At 60.7% G+C, this 17,500-nt stretch carries 14 protein-coding genes and 1 pseudogene (1 of these 15 cut by a window edge); 3 read left to right on the forward strand and 12 right to left on the reverse strand.

Features of this window, described 5'->3' with window-relative positions; translation table 11 throughout:
- Positions 1-203: pseudogene (locus FSZ31_RS00005) on the forward strand (LLM class flavin-dependent oxidoreductase); the annotation flags it as partial.
- Between the two features lie 153 nt (positions 204-356).
- Here FSZ31_RS00005 and FSZ31_RS00010 read toward each other — a convergent pair.
- On the reverse strand, positions 357-1,643 hold the full coding sequence (locus FSZ31_RS00010; RefSeq protein WP_147121040.1) for a metal-dependent hydrolase family protein: 1,287 nt from the start codon (positions 1,641-1,643) through the stop codon (positions 357-359).
- Positions 1,644-1,679: 36 nt separating this feature from the next.
- Here FSZ31_RS00010 and FSZ31_RS00015 point away from each other — a divergent pair, with 36 nt between their 5' ends.
- Complete coding sequence (locus tag FSZ31_RS00015; RefSeq protein WP_147121041.1) at positions 1,680-3,881, forward strand: penicillin acylase family protein; 2,202 nt, start codon at positions 1,680-1,682, stop codon at positions 3,879-3,881.
- Between the two features lie 172 nt (positions 3,882-4,053).
- Here FSZ31_RS00015 and FSZ31_RS00020 read toward each other — a convergent pair whose 3' ends face one another.
- The 11 genes from FSZ31_RS00020 to FSZ31_RS00070 form a co-directional block, all read right to left on the reverse strand.
- Positions 4,054-4,503 (reverse strand): acyl-CoA thioesterase, encoded by a 450-nt coding sequence (locus FSZ31_RS00020; protein ID WP_147121042.1) that lies wholly within the window; start codon positions 4,501-4,503, stop codon positions 4,054-4,056.
- Positions 4,496-5,062, reverse strand: coding sequence for a carboxymuconolactone decarboxylase family protein (locus tag FSZ31_RS00025; protein WP_161595898.1), 567 nt, complete (start codon positions 5,060-5,062; stop codon positions 4,496-4,498). The genes FSZ31_RS00020 and FSZ31_RS00025 overlap by 8 nt, the downstream gene beginning before the upstream one ends.
- A 19-nt stretch (positions 5,063-5,081) precedes the next feature.
- Entirely contained in the window at positions 5,082-5,834 is a 753-nt protein-coding gene (locus tag FSZ31_RS00030; RefSeq protein WP_147121044.1) for an SDR family oxidoreductase, read from the reverse strand.
- Entirely contained in the window at positions 5,831-7,615 is a 1,785-nt protein-coding gene (locus FSZ31_RS00035) for a hydantoinase B/oxoprolinase family protein (RefSeq protein WP_236643685.1), read from the reverse strand. The genes FSZ31_RS00030 and FSZ31_RS00035 overlap by 4 nt, the downstream gene beginning before the upstream one ends.
- Positions 7,612-9,666, reverse strand: coding sequence for a hydantoinase/oxoprolinase family protein (locus FSZ31_RS00040; protein ID WP_147121045.1), 2,055 nt, complete (start codon positions 9,664-9,666; stop codon positions 7,612-7,614). The genes FSZ31_RS00035 and FSZ31_RS00040 overlap by 4 nt, the downstream gene beginning before the upstream one ends.
- Before the next feature lies 1 nt (position 9,667).
- Positions 9,668-10,600 (reverse strand): BKACE family enzyme, encoded by a 933-nt coding sequence (locus FSZ31_RS00045; RefSeq protein ID WP_147121046.1) that lies wholly within the window; start codon positions 10,598-10,600, stop codon positions 9,668-9,670.
- An 18-nt stretch (positions 10,601-10,618) separates the two neighbouring features.
- Positions 10,619-11,890 (reverse strand): MFS transporter, encoded by a 1,272-nt coding sequence (locus FSZ31_RS00050; RefSeq protein WP_236643592.1) that lies wholly within the window; start codon positions 11,888-11,890, stop codon positions 10,619-10,621.
- Between the two features lie 59 nt (positions 11,891-11,949).
- Complete coding sequence (locus FSZ31_RS00055; protein ID WP_147121048.1) at positions 11,950-12,720, reverse strand: SDR family NAD(P)-dependent oxidoreductase; 771 nt, start codon at positions 12,718-12,720, stop codon at positions 11,950-11,952.
- The gene (locus FSZ31_RS00060; RefSeq protein WP_147121049.1) at positions 12,717-13,838 is read right to left on the reverse strand and encodes a serine hydrolase domain-containing protein; all 1,122 of its coding nucleotides are present in this window, start codon (positions 13,836-13,838) and stop codon (positions 12,717-12,719) included. Before FSZ31_RS00060 ends, FSZ31_RS00055 begins: the two co-directional genes overlap by 4 nt.
- A gap of 23 nt (positions 13,839-13,861) precedes the next feature.
- Entirely contained in the window at positions 13,862-16,000 is a 2,139-nt protein-coding gene (locus FSZ31_RS00065) for a TonB-dependent receptor (protein WP_147121050.1), read from the reverse strand.
- Between the two features lie 144 nt (positions 16,001-16,144).
- A complete protein-coding gene (locus tag FSZ31_RS00070) occupies positions 16,145-16,909 on the reverse strand; it encodes a GntR family transcriptional regulator (RefSeq protein ID WP_147121051.1) in 765 nt (254 codons plus the stop codon).
- On the opposite strand from FSZ31_RS00070, the gene FSZ31_RS00075 reads away from it, so the two are divergent.
- Positions 16,908-17,500, forward strand: the 5' portion of a protein-coding gene (locus tag FSZ31_RS00075; RefSeq protein ID WP_201739088.1) for an AMP-binding protein. Its footprint extends 985 nt past the window's final position; 593 of the gene's 1,578 nt are visible here — the first part of the coding sequence; its start codon is at positions 16,908-16,910; its stop codon lies beyond the right edge, outside the window. The two genes, FSZ31_RS00070 and FSZ31_RS00075, sit on opposite strands and share 2 nt — an antisense overlap.

The raw sequence follows: 17,500 nt of genomic DNA on the forward strand, positions 1-17,500 counted from the left end.
AACGCGAATTGAAAATCGAGGAATACTCGGTGTCGAACCGTGGGCTTCGGCCCAATCTCGTCGGCACGCCCGAACAGCTGATTGAGCGCATCGCCGCTTACGAGGATGCAGGTCTTGACCTGTTGCTGCTTCAGATGAGCCCCCAGGCCGAGGAAATGGATCGCTTCGCCGAGCAGGTGATTGCGCCAATGAAGGCGCGATAGCACTGGGAGTCAAACCCGCGCCGACGTTTGCTTAATGCCTCGAATCTGAACGCGCTTGGCGGAGATGTTTCCTATCCCCGGAACCCAATTGCCATCCAGTGACCGCAGGTCTTGTTGATAGCAAATTTCCTAAAATTCCGCAGATCGCAAAACCTAATTCGGCGCGACTATCACCACCCCGTCCTTCATTACGAAGTGGACCCGGCGCGTAGCGGTCACGTCGCGAAAAGGGTCGCCTTCCAGTCCCACAAGATCCGCAAGTAACCCCGGTTTCACCATGCCGCGGTCGGTAAGATGGAATGCCCGAGCATTACCCGAGGTCACAGCGACCATCGCGTCGGATGCGGGCATCCCTGCCGCGACCATAAGTTCTATTTCGCGGGCGTTTTCGCCGTGCGGGAACACGCCAACATCGCCGCCCACGCACATTAAGACTTTCGCGGCGAGCGCGTCGGCAAAGGCCTTCCGGCTGATCTGCACACTGGCGGGCGCGGGATCGTCTCCTGTCCATCCGCCATAGCGAGCGATTGCGTCGCCAGCGGCGAGCGTCGGACACAGCACGGTCCCCTGGTCGTGCATCATGCGAAAGATTTCTGGCGTGCCGCCATAACCATGCTCGATCGTGTCCGCGCCGGCTATGATCGCGCGCCGCATGCCTTCAGCGGTGGAGGCGTGGACCGCTACGGTTCGGCCCGCATCGTGCGCGGTCTGGACCGCAGCGGTCATCTCGGCTTGGCTGAAGGTCGGACGGCTTGGCTCGCCCGCGCCCCAGCGATAATCGCCATAAAGCTTCACCACATCCGCCCCCGCCGCGATCTGGCTGCGCACCGCCGCGACAATGCTTTCGACCCCGCTAGCCTCCTCCGCGCCCAACGGTACGACGACGCCCGGCTCAAAACCCTTCGGGCCGTAAGCTCCCTTGGCCACGATGGCGCGCGTGGCAGCGAGGATGCGGGGACCGGGGACGATCCCCCGATCGATCGCCTGACGCAGGCCGACGTCGGCATAACCCGCGCCTTCGGTGCCCAGATCGCGCACCGTGGTGAAACCCGCCTGCAACGTCGCGTTCGCGGCGACAACGGCGCGCGCGGTGCGCAACGCAAGCAGTTCTTTCAGTACCTGATCGTCCCACGCCGCTTCGTTATACGGATGTAGGAACAAGTGGCCATGTCCCTCGATCATCCCCGGGATCAGCGTTTGTCCCGGCAAGTCGATTGTCTGTGCACCAAGCGGCACGTCTAGCGCGGGACCGACAGCGACGATCGTATTGCCGGTAACGAGTACCTGCCAGCCCGGATGCGGGTGGGGGTCGAGTCCATCGAACACCTGTGCGGGGCGTAGCAACACCGATGTAGGTTCGGGGGTCTGCGCTGCGGTAGGCTCGCTGGCAATACCGCAAACCGCAACCAAACCCAGTAATGTCGCAAAGACTGATCGCATATTGTTTTCCCGTCGCGGCCTCGATAGCGTCCGCACATGGTTAGCCCCCCTCCCACGCTCCGCAACCCATTCCTTGTTCTTGCTCTACTGGCGGTGCCTTACACTGCGCACGCTCAGGTCACGGCGAGCGAGATAGACCGATGGCAGGCGGAGGCGGCTCAGGTCACGATCACGAGGGACGAATGGGGCATCGCGCATGTCCACGGGGCAAGCGATGCTGATGCGGTGTTCGGCGCGATCTACGCACAGGCGGAGGATGATTTTGCACGCATCGAGGCGAATTATCTCACCGCGCTCGGGCGCACCGCAGAGGCCGAAGGGAAAGAGGCGATCTGGGCCGACCTGCGTCAACGCCTCTATGTCGATCCCGTCGAGCTACAGGCCGCCTATCATAGCAGCCCCGCATGGCTGCATGCGTTGATGGATGCCTGGGCGGATGGCCTGAATTATTATCTCGCAACACACCCCGAAACCAAACCAAAGGTGCTCACCCGGTTCGAACCCTGGATGGCACTTTCGTTCACCGAAGGAAGCATCGGCGGCGATATCGAACGGATTTCGCTTTCCGAACTCGCCAGCTTCTATGGCGAGCAAAAAGTGGCGATGACCGACGAGGAGCTCGGCCGGCGTCCGCGTGAGCCGCGCGGATCGAACGGCATCGCGATCGCACCCGCGAACACTGTCGATGGCAAGGCGCTCCTACTCATCAACCCGCACACCAGCTTCTATTTCCGCAGCGAACTGCAGATGACAAGCGATGCCGGGCTCAACGCATACGGTGCATCAACCTGGGGCCAGTTTTTCATCTACCAGGGGTTCAATCAAAACGCGGGCTGGATGCACACATCTTCAGGCGTGGATGTGGTCGATGAATTCGCCGAGACGATATTGGAGACGAATGGCAAGGCGTTCTATCGCTATGGCAAAGAAACGCGGCCCGTGACCCGCGCTCCCGTCTCGATTGCCTATCGGCTTGACGACGGATCGACGGGTGAACGCTCGTTCGAGGTCGCGCGCACGCATCATGGCCCGATCGTTGCCGAGCGCGACGGCAAATGGATCGCAACCGCGCTGATGTGGCGACCAATCCCGGCGCTCGAACAAAGCTGGCTGCGCACTAAGGCGACCGATCTCGCGAGCTATCTGGCCGTTGCGGGGCGGCAGGCCAATTCCTCCAACGACACCATCTTTGCCGACGCCAAGGGCGAGATCGCTTACCTCCATCCGCAATTCGTCCCGCTACGCAGCGATCGGTTCGATTACACCCGTCCCGTTGACGGATCGGACCCGGCGACCGACTGGCAAGGCCTGACCCCGCTGGACGATCTACCCCGCGCTATCGATCCGGGCGTTGGTTATGTCGTGAACACCAACAATGCGCCATGGACCGCGGCGGGCGCGGAAAGCCCGAAGGCCGCGGATTTTCCGGCTTATATGGACACGGCGGGGCAGAATGCCCGGGGGGTTCATGCCGCGCTGCTACTAGAAAACCGCGCCGATTTCACCGCGCAAGAGCTGATGACGGCAGCGTTCGACAGCTATCTTCCCGCCTTCGCTACGCTGATCCCTGGGCTGGTCGCCGCCTATGATGCGTTACCGACAGGCGATGTCCGGCGGGAGGAACTGGCGGGGCCAATCGATCTTCTGCGCGGGTGGGATTATCGCTGGGGCACGGCGTCCGAGCCGACCTCGCTGGCGGTGTTCTGGGGCGATACACTGTGGCGCGAGGTTGGCGAATTTGCACGCGCCGAACGGGTTAACGTGCCGGACTATATTGCGACGCGAGTGACAGCAGAGCGGAAACTCGCGGCGTTGCAAAAAGCGGTCACTCGGCTCACGCGCGACTTTGGCAGCTGGCGCATTCCATGGGGCACCATCAACCGGTTCCAGCGGCTTGACGATGCCATCACGCCGCATTTCGATGATGCGAAGCCCAGCACCCCTGTCCCCTTCACCTCGGCACAATGGGGCAGCCTCGCCTCGTTCGGAGCGCGCACATATCCCAACACCACGCGCTATTATGGAACGAGCGGCAACAGCTTCGTCGCGGTGGTCGAATTTGGCCGTAAGGTAAAGGCATGGGCGGTGACGGCAGGCGGCGAAAGCGGCGAGCCCACATCACCTCATTTCGCCGACCAGATCGATCGCTACGCAACCGGCAATCTGAGGCCGGTGTACTTCTACCTCGATGATCTAAACGCGCATGTGAAGCTGAGATATCGACCCGGTGATCGGTAGGGTGCAGCTTCTCGCTGAAACAGGCGGACGCGATCGACGGTTCTGAAGGGACAACTGAAACGTCCGGTCCGATGACCGGTATTGTGGGGGCATTGCTTTGTCAGAATACCGGTCTCGCCCCAGCGGGCGCGTCATTCACCTAAGCCGACGCTCATGGCCTACAAAGATCGCGTCAAGTATTGGCTTTACGTTCTTCGGGCCCGATCCCAAACAGCCTCTCCGCGTTGACGAGAAGCCACGCGGGTAACGGCCGCGACCGGCGTGCGGCTAGATCGAAGCAAACGGTGCGCGCAGTCAAAGTTGCGCACAGTCGTTCGTCTGACCGAGCGAACAATCGCAGCTCGGTAGTGATTGAGCTGCGACCCAGTGCAACGACGCGCCCATCGAGGCGAATGAGGGCGGCGACGGCCAATTCAGAACGGTACTCGATCTCGTGACGAACATCGGCCCAGCCCTGCTGTGCGGCTTGCCCCGCCTCGGAATCATATCCGAGCTCCGCCATCATCTGATACGAAGCGTCATCGAAGAAGCCGAGATAGTTCCGCGTCGTCAGATGCCCCATAGCGTCGCACAGCCAGGGATGGACGACGCCAAAACCGCAAGTGACATACGTGTCAGCCATGTTTGCCGACCTGCCAGCCATGCGTCGCAATTGTCGATTGAGCGAAATTGAGCGCCGTCGGTTCGAGGGGTATCGCGAGGCTGTCATTCCAGCGATTGAAGAAACCATACATCGATATAACAGCCAGCAATTCGACGATCTCCTCGACGCTGTAATACGACTTTAGTGTGTGAACATCTTCGTCGCTGACCCCTGAGGGAGACTGGCCGGCCAGCTGTGCGAACCGCAACGCCGCGCGCTCGGCCTCGCTGAACAAGGGACTTCGCTCATATTCCCATACTGCCGCGACCTTAGCGGAATCGCCGCCGCCTGCCGCATTGCTAGCCGTATGCGCCGAGCAATATTGGCATCCGGCTGACATGCTGGCGAGATAGCCAGCCAGATATTTGAGTTCAGTGGGAAGCGAGCCGGCACCCATCACCGCCTGCCACATCCCCAGCGTGGCGCTCAGAATGTCGGGTCGGTATCCGAGCGTGGCGACGCTGCCGGGCAGCTCAGCAAAATCCGCCAGGAACGGCGATACGTCGACGCCGCGATCGCGCAGTTCGTCGATGGTCAATGGCGTGATCCGAGACATACTAGCCCTCCCATTCGGCATTACCATCGACTCCGATGATCTGGCCCGTGATGTGATGTGCGGCATCCGAGGCGAAGAACCACGCCATTTCACCGATCTCCGCCGGCTGGATTTTGGTCCGCAACGAAATATAGCCGAGGGCTGCGGTCTCGACTTCGGACACACTGCGGCCGCTTTGATCGGCAATGCGATGCATAATGCCGCGCATTCTTTCGGTATCCATGAAACCCGGACGGATCGCATTTACACGAATTCCTACCGGCCCCAATTCGCGCGCCAGAGTTCGCGTCATCCCTTCCAGCGCATATTTGGACGCGATGTAGGCCGCACGCCCCGGCAGACCGGTGACTGTTGACGCAGTCGAAATGTTGATGATCGTGCCAGTGCCGGCTTCGCGCATCGCGGGAACGACAGCCCGGATCGTGTGAAAGGCACCATGCACATTGACCGCAAAGCAACGCGCCCAATCATCGGGATCATTTGTCTCGATGCCACCGACCGGCCCCGCCACGCCCGCGTTGTTCACCAGCACGGATATCGGCCCCGCCTGCGCGATCATTGCGTCTACCGCCGCGACATCCGAGACATCAGCCTTGATCGCCACCAACCCGGGAAGTTTTGTGGCCGCCCTGTCCAGCGCGACCTGGTCGACGTCGCACACGATCACCTGGTCGCCGCGCGCCATGAACATTTCGGCGATTGCCAACCCGATGCCCGCAGCGCCGGCCGTAATTAGAGTGGTCCGCCCAGTCATGCCATCGCTTCCCGGGCTTGCGCGGTATCAGCGCCAAGTACGCTGCCGTCGGGACCGATCACCACGCCATAGATTGCACGTGCGCGATCAATGCTGATCAATCCGCCGCTGACGTCCTCCGCGACCTGATCAGCGTCTCGGCCGGAAGGCGGGCCATAACCGCCGCCGCCACACGAAATTGCGATAATACGTTCGCCCTGCCCAATGCTGACCTGCGCGCAGGCCTCGAGAGGCTGGCGAGCACCGTCACGGTCCACGAGATATTGATCCGCGCCGCCGCCCTGACCGCCGCCCCGTACGCCGACCGGAGGGTTGCAATGACCATCCGATAGATAGCCGATATCGATATCGGCACCCAGAGGACCGAACTCGACCACTGTCGACGGTGCCCCCGTTGTCGTGCCGGCACCTTCGGTATCGGGCAGAAATGCTCGACTATAGACCACGATCGGCTGTGACAGCTCGGCAAGCTCTACCCCGTCGATGCAGCATAGGCCGGCATTGCCGACATGGCCAATGGTCCACCACGCATCGCTGGCAGGCCCGGCCGCGCCGCCGCTCATCGCCAAAAACATCTGGTTGACGAATGGCTCACCTGTGCGCGGGTCGATGCCCGAGACCACGCCTGCTGATGGTGCGATGACCGATCCGACTTCGGCCATTCCGAAGCCCTCGCCCAGCAATGCCATACCGGTCTGCACGCTGTTCGCGACCCGGTCGGCGATGTTGGTGGTTGCGGCCGAACATGAGAACGGATGCACGGGTATCCCTGCAATGCAGCCCTCACGCAGCGCCACCTCGATACGACGGAACGATCCGGCATTTTTGGGCACACGATGATCGATGCTGTTGAACACTCCGATCATCGCGGCGGTCCGCGCGCAGGCCTCCGAAAGATTCATGCCGCACGGCAGGCAATCTGGATTGTCGGTCAGGTCGACCGCGACCTTGCCCGCGACCGGATCGACGTCGATCCGCGCCGTAATCTTCAGTCCCTCGGCGGGCAGGCCAGGAAAGGGATCATGCACGCTCGATCCGATGACCGAACCCGCAGGCAGCTTGCCAATCGCGTCCGCCATCAGCGTTTCGGAATAGTCGAACCACTGGCTGGCAAAGGATTCGATCCGGTCCCAGCCGATTTCACCGGCCAGTTGCGTCAGCGCCTTTTCGCCGATCCGCGCCGCGCCGATCGTCGACAGATAATCGCCATGCCACTGGCGCGGAACGCGGATGCGCATCTGGCACATGCGAATGATATCATCGATGTCCTCCCAGTTGCGCTGGACCTGCACGCCCGGGAAGATCAGCGCGCCCTCGTGATAGACGTCACGCGCCTCGGCCATATAGGTCGTCGGCTGCGAATTGCCGATATCGGCCTGATGCGCCTTTGCGAGTACGGTGAAACGATGGTTGCCCTGTTCGTCCATCACGGGTGCGATGACTGTCAAATCGGCCGGATGCGAGCAACCATGATAGGGAGAATTGTGCAGGAATGCATCGCCAGCCTTTTGATTGGGATGGAACTGCGCGATCGACCGCGCCATCAAATCGGGACCCGACAGAACATGGATCGGCAGGCTATCTGCGGCCGTCAAGAGTTCGCCATCACGCGTCAGCAGGCAGCAGGAAAAATCGCGTGCGCGGTTGAGCACGCCCGACCGACCGGTCCGCAGCAGCGTGTTCGACATCTTGCGAACGATGCCGTCGAGCTGACTGCGCAACACCGCCATTTGCGCCCCATTCATTGTGGGAGCTTGGGCAACAGCTTGGTTCATCGTCATGCCTCGATCAAAAGTGCGCCAGCGGTTGACCGGCGAAAGCGCGCCGGCGGGTCGACCACGACGGTGGTGAAGGGGGATTCGATCAGCGCCGGCCCCGCGAAATCGGTATCCGCCGGGACCGCATCCCAACGCAGTACCGGGGTTTCGACCCAGCCCTCGGCGGCGAAATAGACGCGGCGCGTCCGCGCCGGGCCGTCTTCGAGCGCCACCGATTTGAGCAGGAAGGGTGCATCAGGCCGCGCGGGGCAGCGGACGCGGGCGCGAAGCCCGATCAGCTCAACCTCGGATGCCTCGTCGCGGATTGTGAAGATTTGTTCGTGCATAGTATCGAATGCGGCGCGGAAGTCGGCGACATCGGCATCGGTGTCGAAGCGTGCCGATAGCAAGGGCACGTCGATATCCCAGGCCTGCCCTTCATAGCGCGCCTCGGCGATGAACTCGGTAGTTCCCGCCAGCCCGGTCCGCGCAGCAAAGCCATCGGCCTGATCGCGCAATTGGCCGATCGCCGCATTGACGCGCACCCGATCGAACGCGGCGGTAGAGGTGTGCGCAGTCGCGGCAAATTCACTGGCTATATCCGAAATCATCGCACCGGCCGCGCTCATCGCCGCGCCGGTTTCGGGGATCAGCAATCGCCGACAGCCCAGCCGACGGGCAATGAAGACTGAATTCAGACCCGCCGCGCCGCCGCCGCCGATCAGCACTGCCTCTGCGGCGTCAATGCCCTGATTGACCGTCAGTTCCTGGATCGCCTGAACCATATTTTCGGTCGCAAGGTCGAGGATACTCCATGCCGCTTCTTCGACGCTGGTTCCCAGCCGTCCGGCAATGTCGCGTTGGATCGCGGCAAAAGAGGCGGGGGCATCGAGCTGCATCGTGCCGCCGAGGAAGTAATCGGGATCGAGATAGCCCAGCACCATGCACGCATCGGTTACGGTCGGTCGGGTGCCGCCGCGGCCATAACAGGCCGGTCCCGGCGTCGAGCCAGCGCTGTCCGGCCCAACATGGAGCAACCCAGCCGCGTCGAGCGACGCGATGCTGCCGCCGCCCGCGCCGACGCTTTTCACGTCGACCGAAGGGTAGCCCGCAAGGTGGCCGCGATAGGGTTCGCCGATCCACAGATCGCGCGTCATCGGAATCCGGCCGTCGCTGACCAGACTGATGTCATAGGTGGTGCCCCCCGTATCGGCGACGATCGCGGTGCGCCAGCCGCCTTCGCGTTCGGCATAATGCTGGCCCGCAACCGGGGCCATCGACGGTCCGGAATTGATGATCTTGATCGGCGATCCCGCGACTTCGGCCGCTTCGACCATGCCGCCAGCGCTGGTCAGCACCATGACCTTACCGTCAAAGCCTTCGCTCTTCAGCCGTTCCGACAGGCTGCCCAAATAGCGCGTCATCAACGGCTTCAGCGACGCATCGATCGCCGCCGACGATGCGCGGCGGAATTCGCGGAGCGTTGCGTTGACCGCGTGCGACAGGCTGTACGGCACGCCCGGCAGATGAGCTTCGATCAATTCACCGATCCGCAGCTCATGCGCGGGATGCACTGTCGACCACAGCAACACGACGGCCACGGCCTTCATGCCTTGAACACGCATCTGTTCGAGCGTTTCGATTACCGCGGCTTCGTCAAGCGCTGTCAGTATGGTCCCGTCGGCCAGGACGCGTTCTGGCACCTCGAAGGTCAGCTCTCGCGAGATGTAAGGCTTGGGATAAGGAATCGTGTGGTTGAACGGTTCGGTTCGGCCGCCCTCGCGAAACATCAGAATATCGCGGTGACCGGCTGAAACGATCAGTCCAGTGCGCGCAGCGCGGCCGGTAATGATTGCGTTGATCGCGTGGGTGGTGCCGTGAATGAAGCTCTCCGCGCGGCCTAGCAGTGTACGTAGCGTTAGGCCGCGCGCCTCGGCTGCAATAGCAAGCGCCTCAAGCACACCTGCTACGGGATCAGACGGGACGGTTGAGGCCTTGTGCAGGGTGATCGAACCATCATCGTCCTCCACAACAAGGTCGGTAAAGGTGCCTCCAGTATCTGTCGCGAAGCGCATCTTAGAAACCCACCGCGTCGGCACCCTTGAGGCCCAGCATCTCGCGCGCCTCGTTCGGCGTCGCGACTTCGATGTCGAGCGCGTCGAGGATGGTGCGCAGCTTGAGCACCTGTTGCGCGTTGCTCGTCGCCAGCTCGCCCTTGCTGATGTATAGGCTATCTTCCAGCCCGACGCGGACACTGCCGCCGACGAGCGCGCACTGCGCGAGGAACTTCATCTGAGGGCGGCCCACAGCGAAACATGACAGCATATAATCGTCACCGAACAGGCGATCGGCGGTCTGTTTGAACATCATGAAATTTTCGAGATCAGCGCCGATCCCGCCGAGGATCCCGAAGATGCCCTGGATCAGGAACGGCGGCTTGATCAGCCCCGCGTCGGCGAAATGCTTGACGGTGTAGAGATGACCGATGTCATAGCATTCATATTCGAACCGTGTGCCATGACCCTGGCCCAGTTCGACCATGATCCGTTCGATCAGCGCGAAATTATGGTTGGCAGGGAAACGCTTCGAACCGAGCATCAGCTCGCGCTCCCAGTCATGCTTCCAGTCGAATTTGTCGGCCAGCCCGAAGAAGCCGAAGTTCATCGACCCCATGTTGAGCGAGGTCATTTCGGGGCTGGCGCGCAGAGGGCCGGCCATCCGGTCTTCCTCGCTGAAACCCGGCGCGCCGCCGGTGGTGATGTTTACGATCGCGTCGGTGGATTGCTTGATCCGCGGAAGAAACTGCATGTACAGTTCGGGGTCGGGCGAAGGCCGACCGTCTTCGGGGTCGCGTGCATGCAGGTGCAGGATCGCAGCGCCAGCTTCGGCGGCGGCGATCGCTTGCTCCGCGATCTCGCTCGGCGTGACTGGAAGATAGGGCGACATCGACGGGGTATGGATCGATCCAGTCACCGCGCAGGTAATGATGGCCTTGCCGGTCTTACGCATGGGAAACTCCTGATTGGGTCAATTGGCGGCGGCGGTGAGCGCCGCGGTGCGTTCAAAGGGGCGTCGGCTGGCTAGCGCGAGGGCGATGGCAATGGCGGCAACACAGACGATAAGGATCATAAGCGCCTTGCCCAGCTGGAGCGGGCCACCGGCGAGATCGGTGGATAGGCCAACGAGCGCCGGGCCGATGCCGATGCCGACTAATGTGACGACGGCCAGGAACATCGAGGTCAAGATACCTCGCAGGCGGTCGGGCGCGAGCATCTGAAGGCCGGCGAGGGAAGCCGGTGCGGCCAGCGTGACAAAGAAGCTGAGCAGGCCATAGGCAGCGAGCGACAACGGTAGCTTGTCGCTCATCGCGAACAGTGCGACGCTAGGGATCGCGCCTACCATGCCGATCACAATCACGGGAGCTGCTGGCGAGCGCGAGCGGCGTTTCTGAAACCAGTCGGTGAGCGCGCCGCCGCTTAGATGCCCAAGTGGCGCTGCAAGCAGCGTTACCGAGCCCACGGCGACACCGGCCTGCGATGGCGTCAGGTCGAAGAAGCGGACGTAGAAGGAAGGTGCCCAAGCTGCGATCGACTGGATCGTCAGCACAACCAGCGCCGATGCAGCGGTGTGGAGGAAAAACGCTGCGCGATGACGCACTACATATCGCCATGCATCAGCGATGCCCGGCTTCGCTGAAATTGGGGAGGCCGCTTCGCGCGCCGGTTCGCGCACGGTGAGCATCAAAGTTGCAATTACGATACCCGGTATCGCCATCAGGACGAACGTTCCCTGCCAGGGAGCAAGTTTGGTTGTGCCGCCGATCGACAGACCTCCGGCCACGGTGAGCATCGCAAGGACCGCGCCGCCGCCGATCAGTGCTGCGCTCTTACCTAGAGAAGCACCGGTGGTGAACAGCGACACTGCACGGCCAAGCTGGTGACGGGGAAAATATACAGCGAGTAGCGACATCGCCGCGGGCACAAGTGCCGCCTCTCCGAAACCGACACCAATCCGCGCTGCGAATAGCCCGCCGTAGGACGTGGCCAGCCCGCACAAAGCTGTTGCGATGCTCCATATCAAAATACCCGCGACGATAAGGTTACGTCGGTTCACTCGATCCGCCGCGCGTCCCAAGGGGACCGCCACCAACGTGTAGAGAATGACGAAACCAGTTCCCTGCAACAGCCCCAATTGGGTATCGTTGATCGCGAGATCGGCTTTCAGCGGTTCCATCATCAGGCTCATCAGATAGCGATCGATGAACGAGACAAGATGCGCCGTCGCGAGCAGCAGTGCCACGTACCAAGCGTAGATCGGAGCCGAACGTACGGCTGCTTGGGGCGGGGCGGCGCTAGCCATCAACCGATCGCCGCCGATATGCCTTCATCGGCCAGCCACGTAGCGCCGTGCACCGGCCGCGCATGCTCCGACAGCAGGAACAGAATGATGCCGGCAATATCACTTGCGTCACTGAAAGTTGTACCGCTGGGAGTAATCTGCCGCATGCCTTCGGTCATTTCCGGATCGGCACGCACGGCCGCATTCATTGGCGTCGCGGTGTTGCCCGGGGCGACCGCGTTGACGGCAATGTTCTCGGGCGCAAGTTCAGCGGCAAGCGCGCGCGTCATCATCGCGACTGCAGCCTTGCTGGCACAGTACAGAGCAAAGCCCTTGATGCCCACGACGGCAGTCACGGATGCCAAATTGACGATCCGTCCACCCCCGCGGCGACGCATCGCCGGCACGGTTGCGGCAATTGCATTCCACAGCCCCGACACGTTGATATCGATCATGCGGGCAGCCGCCCCATCATCATCGTCATCGGCAATTGGGGTCGGATAAAAGACGCCCGCCGCATTGACCAACAAATCGACGCCGCCGAATGTTTGCTCAACCTTACTCACAAGGGTGGCGAGAGCATCGGGATCCCGCACATCGGCCGCGAGTCCGATCGCGCTGCCGCCAGCAGCGACAATGGCCGTCGCGACAGCTTCGGCCTTGTCAGCGCTGGTGCTGGCGACGACCGCAACATGCGCTCCGGCGGCGGCCAGCCCCTCCGCAACCGCCTGCCCGATCCCCGAACTTCCGCCCGTGACGATTGCGACCTTGCCTGTGAAATCAATGTTCATGCGTATACCGCCTCGGAAAGCGCGCGGCAGCGATCGCCTAACCCGCCGCCCTCGCACATCAGTGAAGGGCTATAAGAAAAGGCGATCCCATTTTCGGGGTCGGCGAAACCAAGAGAACCACCCGCGCCGGGATGTCCGAAGGCACGGGGATTGGGTCCCATCGGCGACATGTTTGGTTCGTTTAGGAAGAAACCGTAGCCATAACGGAAAATCCGATCAGTCATCTCGCATGTCCCGAACCAGCTTTCGGTGCGCATACGGTCTACTGTTTGGCGGCCGATCAGGCGAACGTCGTCGAGCGTTCCGCCCTCGGCCAAAGCAGCATAGATGCGCGCGACCGAACGCGCATTTCCGTGACCGTTGGTCGACGGCAGCAGCCCCGATCGCATCCGTTCGTCGTTGTAATGATCGTCGGATGGCGGCCGCATGCGCCACGCCCGGCCGAGTTTCGTATTGGGGTCGCGCGTCTGGACGAAGGTGTGGCTGTTGGGATTAGGAATGATATCCGCGATGCAATCCGGGTCGGCCCAGCTCGCCCCATAGCCATAGTCCACCTGCAGCGGACCGGTAATTTCCTCGCGCAAGAATTGGTCGATCGGACGACCATCAACACGCCGAACGAGCTCGCCGAAAAGATAGCCCGCGGTCGCCGAATGATAGCCATGCTTTTCGCCGGGTACCCACTCGGGTTCCTGACGCTCCAGCGCGTCGATCATCACCGCCCAATCATAGCCTGCGCCATCGGGCGCATGATCGGCATAGAGCAGCCCCGCCTTGCCAGCCAGCAAGGTGGCGACCGTGATCGCCTCCTTGCCCGCTTGACCAAAGCCCGGCCAATAATGGGCCACGGGCCGTTCGGGATCGATCATCCCCCGGTCGATCAGGATCCATACGCACAGTGCGGCCATGCCCTTGCCGACCGACATCATGCAGACGATCGTATTCCGCTGCCAAGGCCGAGTCTGTTCTAAATCGGCCCAGCCGCCCCAGAGATCTACCACCTTGCGGCCATGCTGATAGACAGCGACCGCGGCACCAAGCTCACCCCGTTCGCGAAAGTTGGCCGTGAAGGCAGTGCCAACTTTCGCAAAGTCTGGGTCGCACTGCCCGTCGATCATGGATGAGAGCGTCTCTCTCATGGTCAGAATTTTACTACTGCCCGGATCCCGTACGTACGTGGTTCACCGACGCGGCCGACCCGTCCAGATGCGAAGCTCGCGGTGCTGGTAACATATTCGCGGTCAGTAAGATTGCGGCCGAAAGCCATCAGTTCGAACTTATCCCCTGGGAATGTGTAGCCCACGCTGGCGTTAAGCAAGGCGTAGGCCGCCTGCGTATCCAACCCGGCATTTTCGGCCGTAAAAAATTGACGCGAACGGTAATTGTACTCACCACGAGCGAAGATAGAGCCGTCGCCAACATCTGTATTCAACTCGGCGAATACCGAATATGACCATTTTGGCGCTAAGTTCAGTCGATTACCCGAAGCATCGTAAGGAATATTGCCTGCCAGCAGCGCGGATGTGTAATTTTTGTAGCGTGCGTCGAGATAAGCAACGTTGCCGCCGATTCGCAGCCATCTGGCCGGCCGCAGCTGCCCTTCCAGTTCCATCCCGTCCACCTTCGCATCGGACGCGTTGGTGATGTCGACGACACCTGGCGAAAGGAACGACTGAACCTGCAGATCCGAATAGTCGTAATGGAACGCGGTCGCATTGAGGCGCATCAGGTTATTCAAAAGATCGAGCTTAGCGCCTGCTTCGTAGCTCCACAGCATTTCCGGGTCGAACCCCTGGTTGGGATTGCGGCTTGCGAAGTTGAAGCCGCCCGATTTGAAGCCTTTGGTCGCCGATGCGTAGAGCAGAACACCATCGGCGGGGCGCAGCTCGATGCCGAATTTCGGCGTCCATGCGTTGTAGGTATCTTCTACGCTGTAGGACAGTGGATTGCCCGCCAACGGAAGCCCGGTAATCAAGGACGTATTCAGTGCGTACTGGTCAAGGCGCTTCGTCTCGCTGGTGTAGCGAACGCCGGCCGTTACGGTCAGCCAATCCGTAAAAGCGTAGCTGCCCTGAGCGAAGCCCGCGAGCGCATCGGTATTGATCGTCGGCGAGAAGCCTGCGCGCACCGTCGGGAAGGTCGTGACGGCCGCAGCAACGTCGATGTGCTCGTTAAAATAATAAGCGCCGAGAATATACGTTAGTCCGCCGGTCGATCCGACCAGATTGAACTCTTGCGAAATCTGATGCTGATTCTCGAACTGATCTGTACGACGAACGTTTAGGGCGGTGCCATCGGTGTCTCCGACCTGCGTCAGGCGATTGGCGCGATATGCTGTCAATGACTTTAGCTGCATCCCTGGCATCAGGTCATAATTAATCTCTGCTGCGCTGCCCCACTGGCGGCGATTGGATGTCGGCCGGATATTTACTGCGATCTTGTGGAGATCGCTGATGACGCTGTTCGCTAACGGATCGGTCGTCGGCTGGAGCATCTTGATATAGCCGGCAAGCGCGTCGTCAGAATGCAGATAGTCTGTCCGAATGATGATCTCTAATGGAGTGCTAGGCGTAAAGCGAAGCTGGCCGCGAGCACCAATCGTCCGCTCGTTATCGGCATCCCCAACGCCCGGAACGACGTTTTCGAGATAACCGTCACGCCGCGATCCGATGATAGAGAAGGATGCAGCCAGCTTGTCCTCGACGACCGGCCCACTGACATAACCCTCGACGCGAGCGAAGTTGTAGCTGCCGTACGTCGCCTGCATCTTGCCTTCGAACATATTGCCCGGTTTACGACTGATGACGTTAATCGTGCCGCCGACCGAGTTGCGGCCATACAGGGTGCCCTGAGGGCCTCGCAGTACTTCAATTCGCTCCACATCGAGGAAGTTTGAAAGGTAGCTCGCCGGACGAGCGAGATAGACGCCATCGAGATGGATTGTCGACGATGGGTCAGAACCGCCGAACACGTTGTTCGATCCGATACCGCGAATATAAACTTGAGAGAACGACGCGTTCTGGGTCACCAGCAGGTTAGGAGTGACCGCCGCGAGATCGCGAATATCCTTGATTCCGGTCTTTTCCAGCATGTCAGCGCTGAAGGCAGTCACCGCCAAAGGAGTATCCTGCAGCAACGTAGCGCCCGTCTTGGTGCCGGTCACGATAATGGCGTCTTCATCGTCGACCGCACTTTGATCGGCAGTCGTTTGGGCTTGGGCCGAAACTCCCGTGAGTAGCAACGCTGCTCCAAATCCCAGCCTGGTTCCAATTTTACGCATCCCATTTCTCCCTAATATGGAGCGCACCATTTGGTGGCGTCGCCGATCAGGAAGAGAACATGAAATGCATAGGATATGCAAGAGATTGTCGACAATTAATTCAAGGAAGGCGTAGAAGGGGCGCGAAATGTGCCTTAGCAAGCTTTATCGTCGACGATCAGGATCCTCATTTGCGTCACCATCGAGCAGGAATGCACACCATTCGGCATGATAAAGCATGATCGTCTCAGCAGATTTCGCGTCACCGGCGAGGACAGCGTCGGTGATCCTCTGGTAATTGGCTACATATTTGGTGACGTGCCATTCGAGGTTGATCTCCGCCGTCAGCAGCCTGTTCCAATATTCGATATTCAGCGCGCGCAGCACGAAATCGACATAGGGTTTCTCCGCAATGGCATTCATCAGATAGTGGAATTCATTGAGAACCAGGAAGAAGCGAAAGCTGGGCGGAGTCTCATCGCCAGCCACCCGGATAGCCGACATTGCAGCCAAAATTCGCTCAACGTTATCATCGCGGTCGATGCGAAGGGCAGCTTCGCGCAAGCCAATCGCGGCAACTGGCGCGCTGACTTCGTAGACGGCGGCCAGGTCGCGGGCGCTCATCGGGCGAAGTATTGCACCGCGATCAGGCAGCAGTTCGACCAGCCCTTGTCCAGCCAACACGGCCAGCGCTTCGCGAACCGGCGCGCGACTAAATCCAAGGCGACTTGCAATCTCCGAAGCAACTATCCGGCTGCCTGGTTGAAGTTTACCGGCATCGAGCGACGCCATAATGGCTTGGTAGACGAGCCTCACCAGCGGCGTCTTCGTGGTGCCACCCGCATCCTGTTTGAGAGGACCGAAGGGAAGCGCACTCAAGCCGGCTCCATTTTGCTCGGCACCCTTGGAAGGTTTCTGATTACGGCTCATGCTTGGTTCTCTTTTTGTGCGGATAGTCGACAATCGCCTTATCGAGCCACGCACCGATCTGCCACAACTTCACGGAGAAAATAGGATGTCATTAGAAAACGGTTCATTTTTCGTCGCGCTCTCCAAAGTGTTACGCGAACGTGGTGAGCGCTCGGTGATAAGCGATGAAAAACGCTCTATGAGCGGTGTGCAATTGCTCGAGGGCGCAGAGCGCTGGGCCAGCGGCCTAGCCTCGCTCGGAGTTAAAGCCGGTGACAGGGTGGCCGTTCAAGCCGAAAAATCGCTTGAAATTGTCCAGCTATATCTGGCGACTTTGCGCATGGGAGCCGTTTATCTGCCTCTAAACGACGGATATCGCCCGAGTGAAGTTGAGTATTTCCTGAGCGATGCCGAACCTGCAGTTTTTGTCTGCAGTCCCGACAATGCCTCAAGCTACGCGGATATGAACGTCACGATCGCTACGCTAGACGGCGCAGGTGGCGGCAGCCTCGCAGATACAGTTGCCGGCCAAAATCCCCACGTCCCGCTCAGCCATGTCGGCGGGAACGATCTCGCCGCGATCATTTACACCTCAGGTACCACCGGCCGGTC

It is taken from the genome of Flavisphingopyxis soli, from assembly GCF_007995095.1.
Classification (GTDB): domain Bacteria; phylum Pseudomonadota; class Alphaproteobacteria; order Sphingomonadales; family Sphingomonadaceae; genus Flavisphingopyxis; species Flavisphingopyxis soli.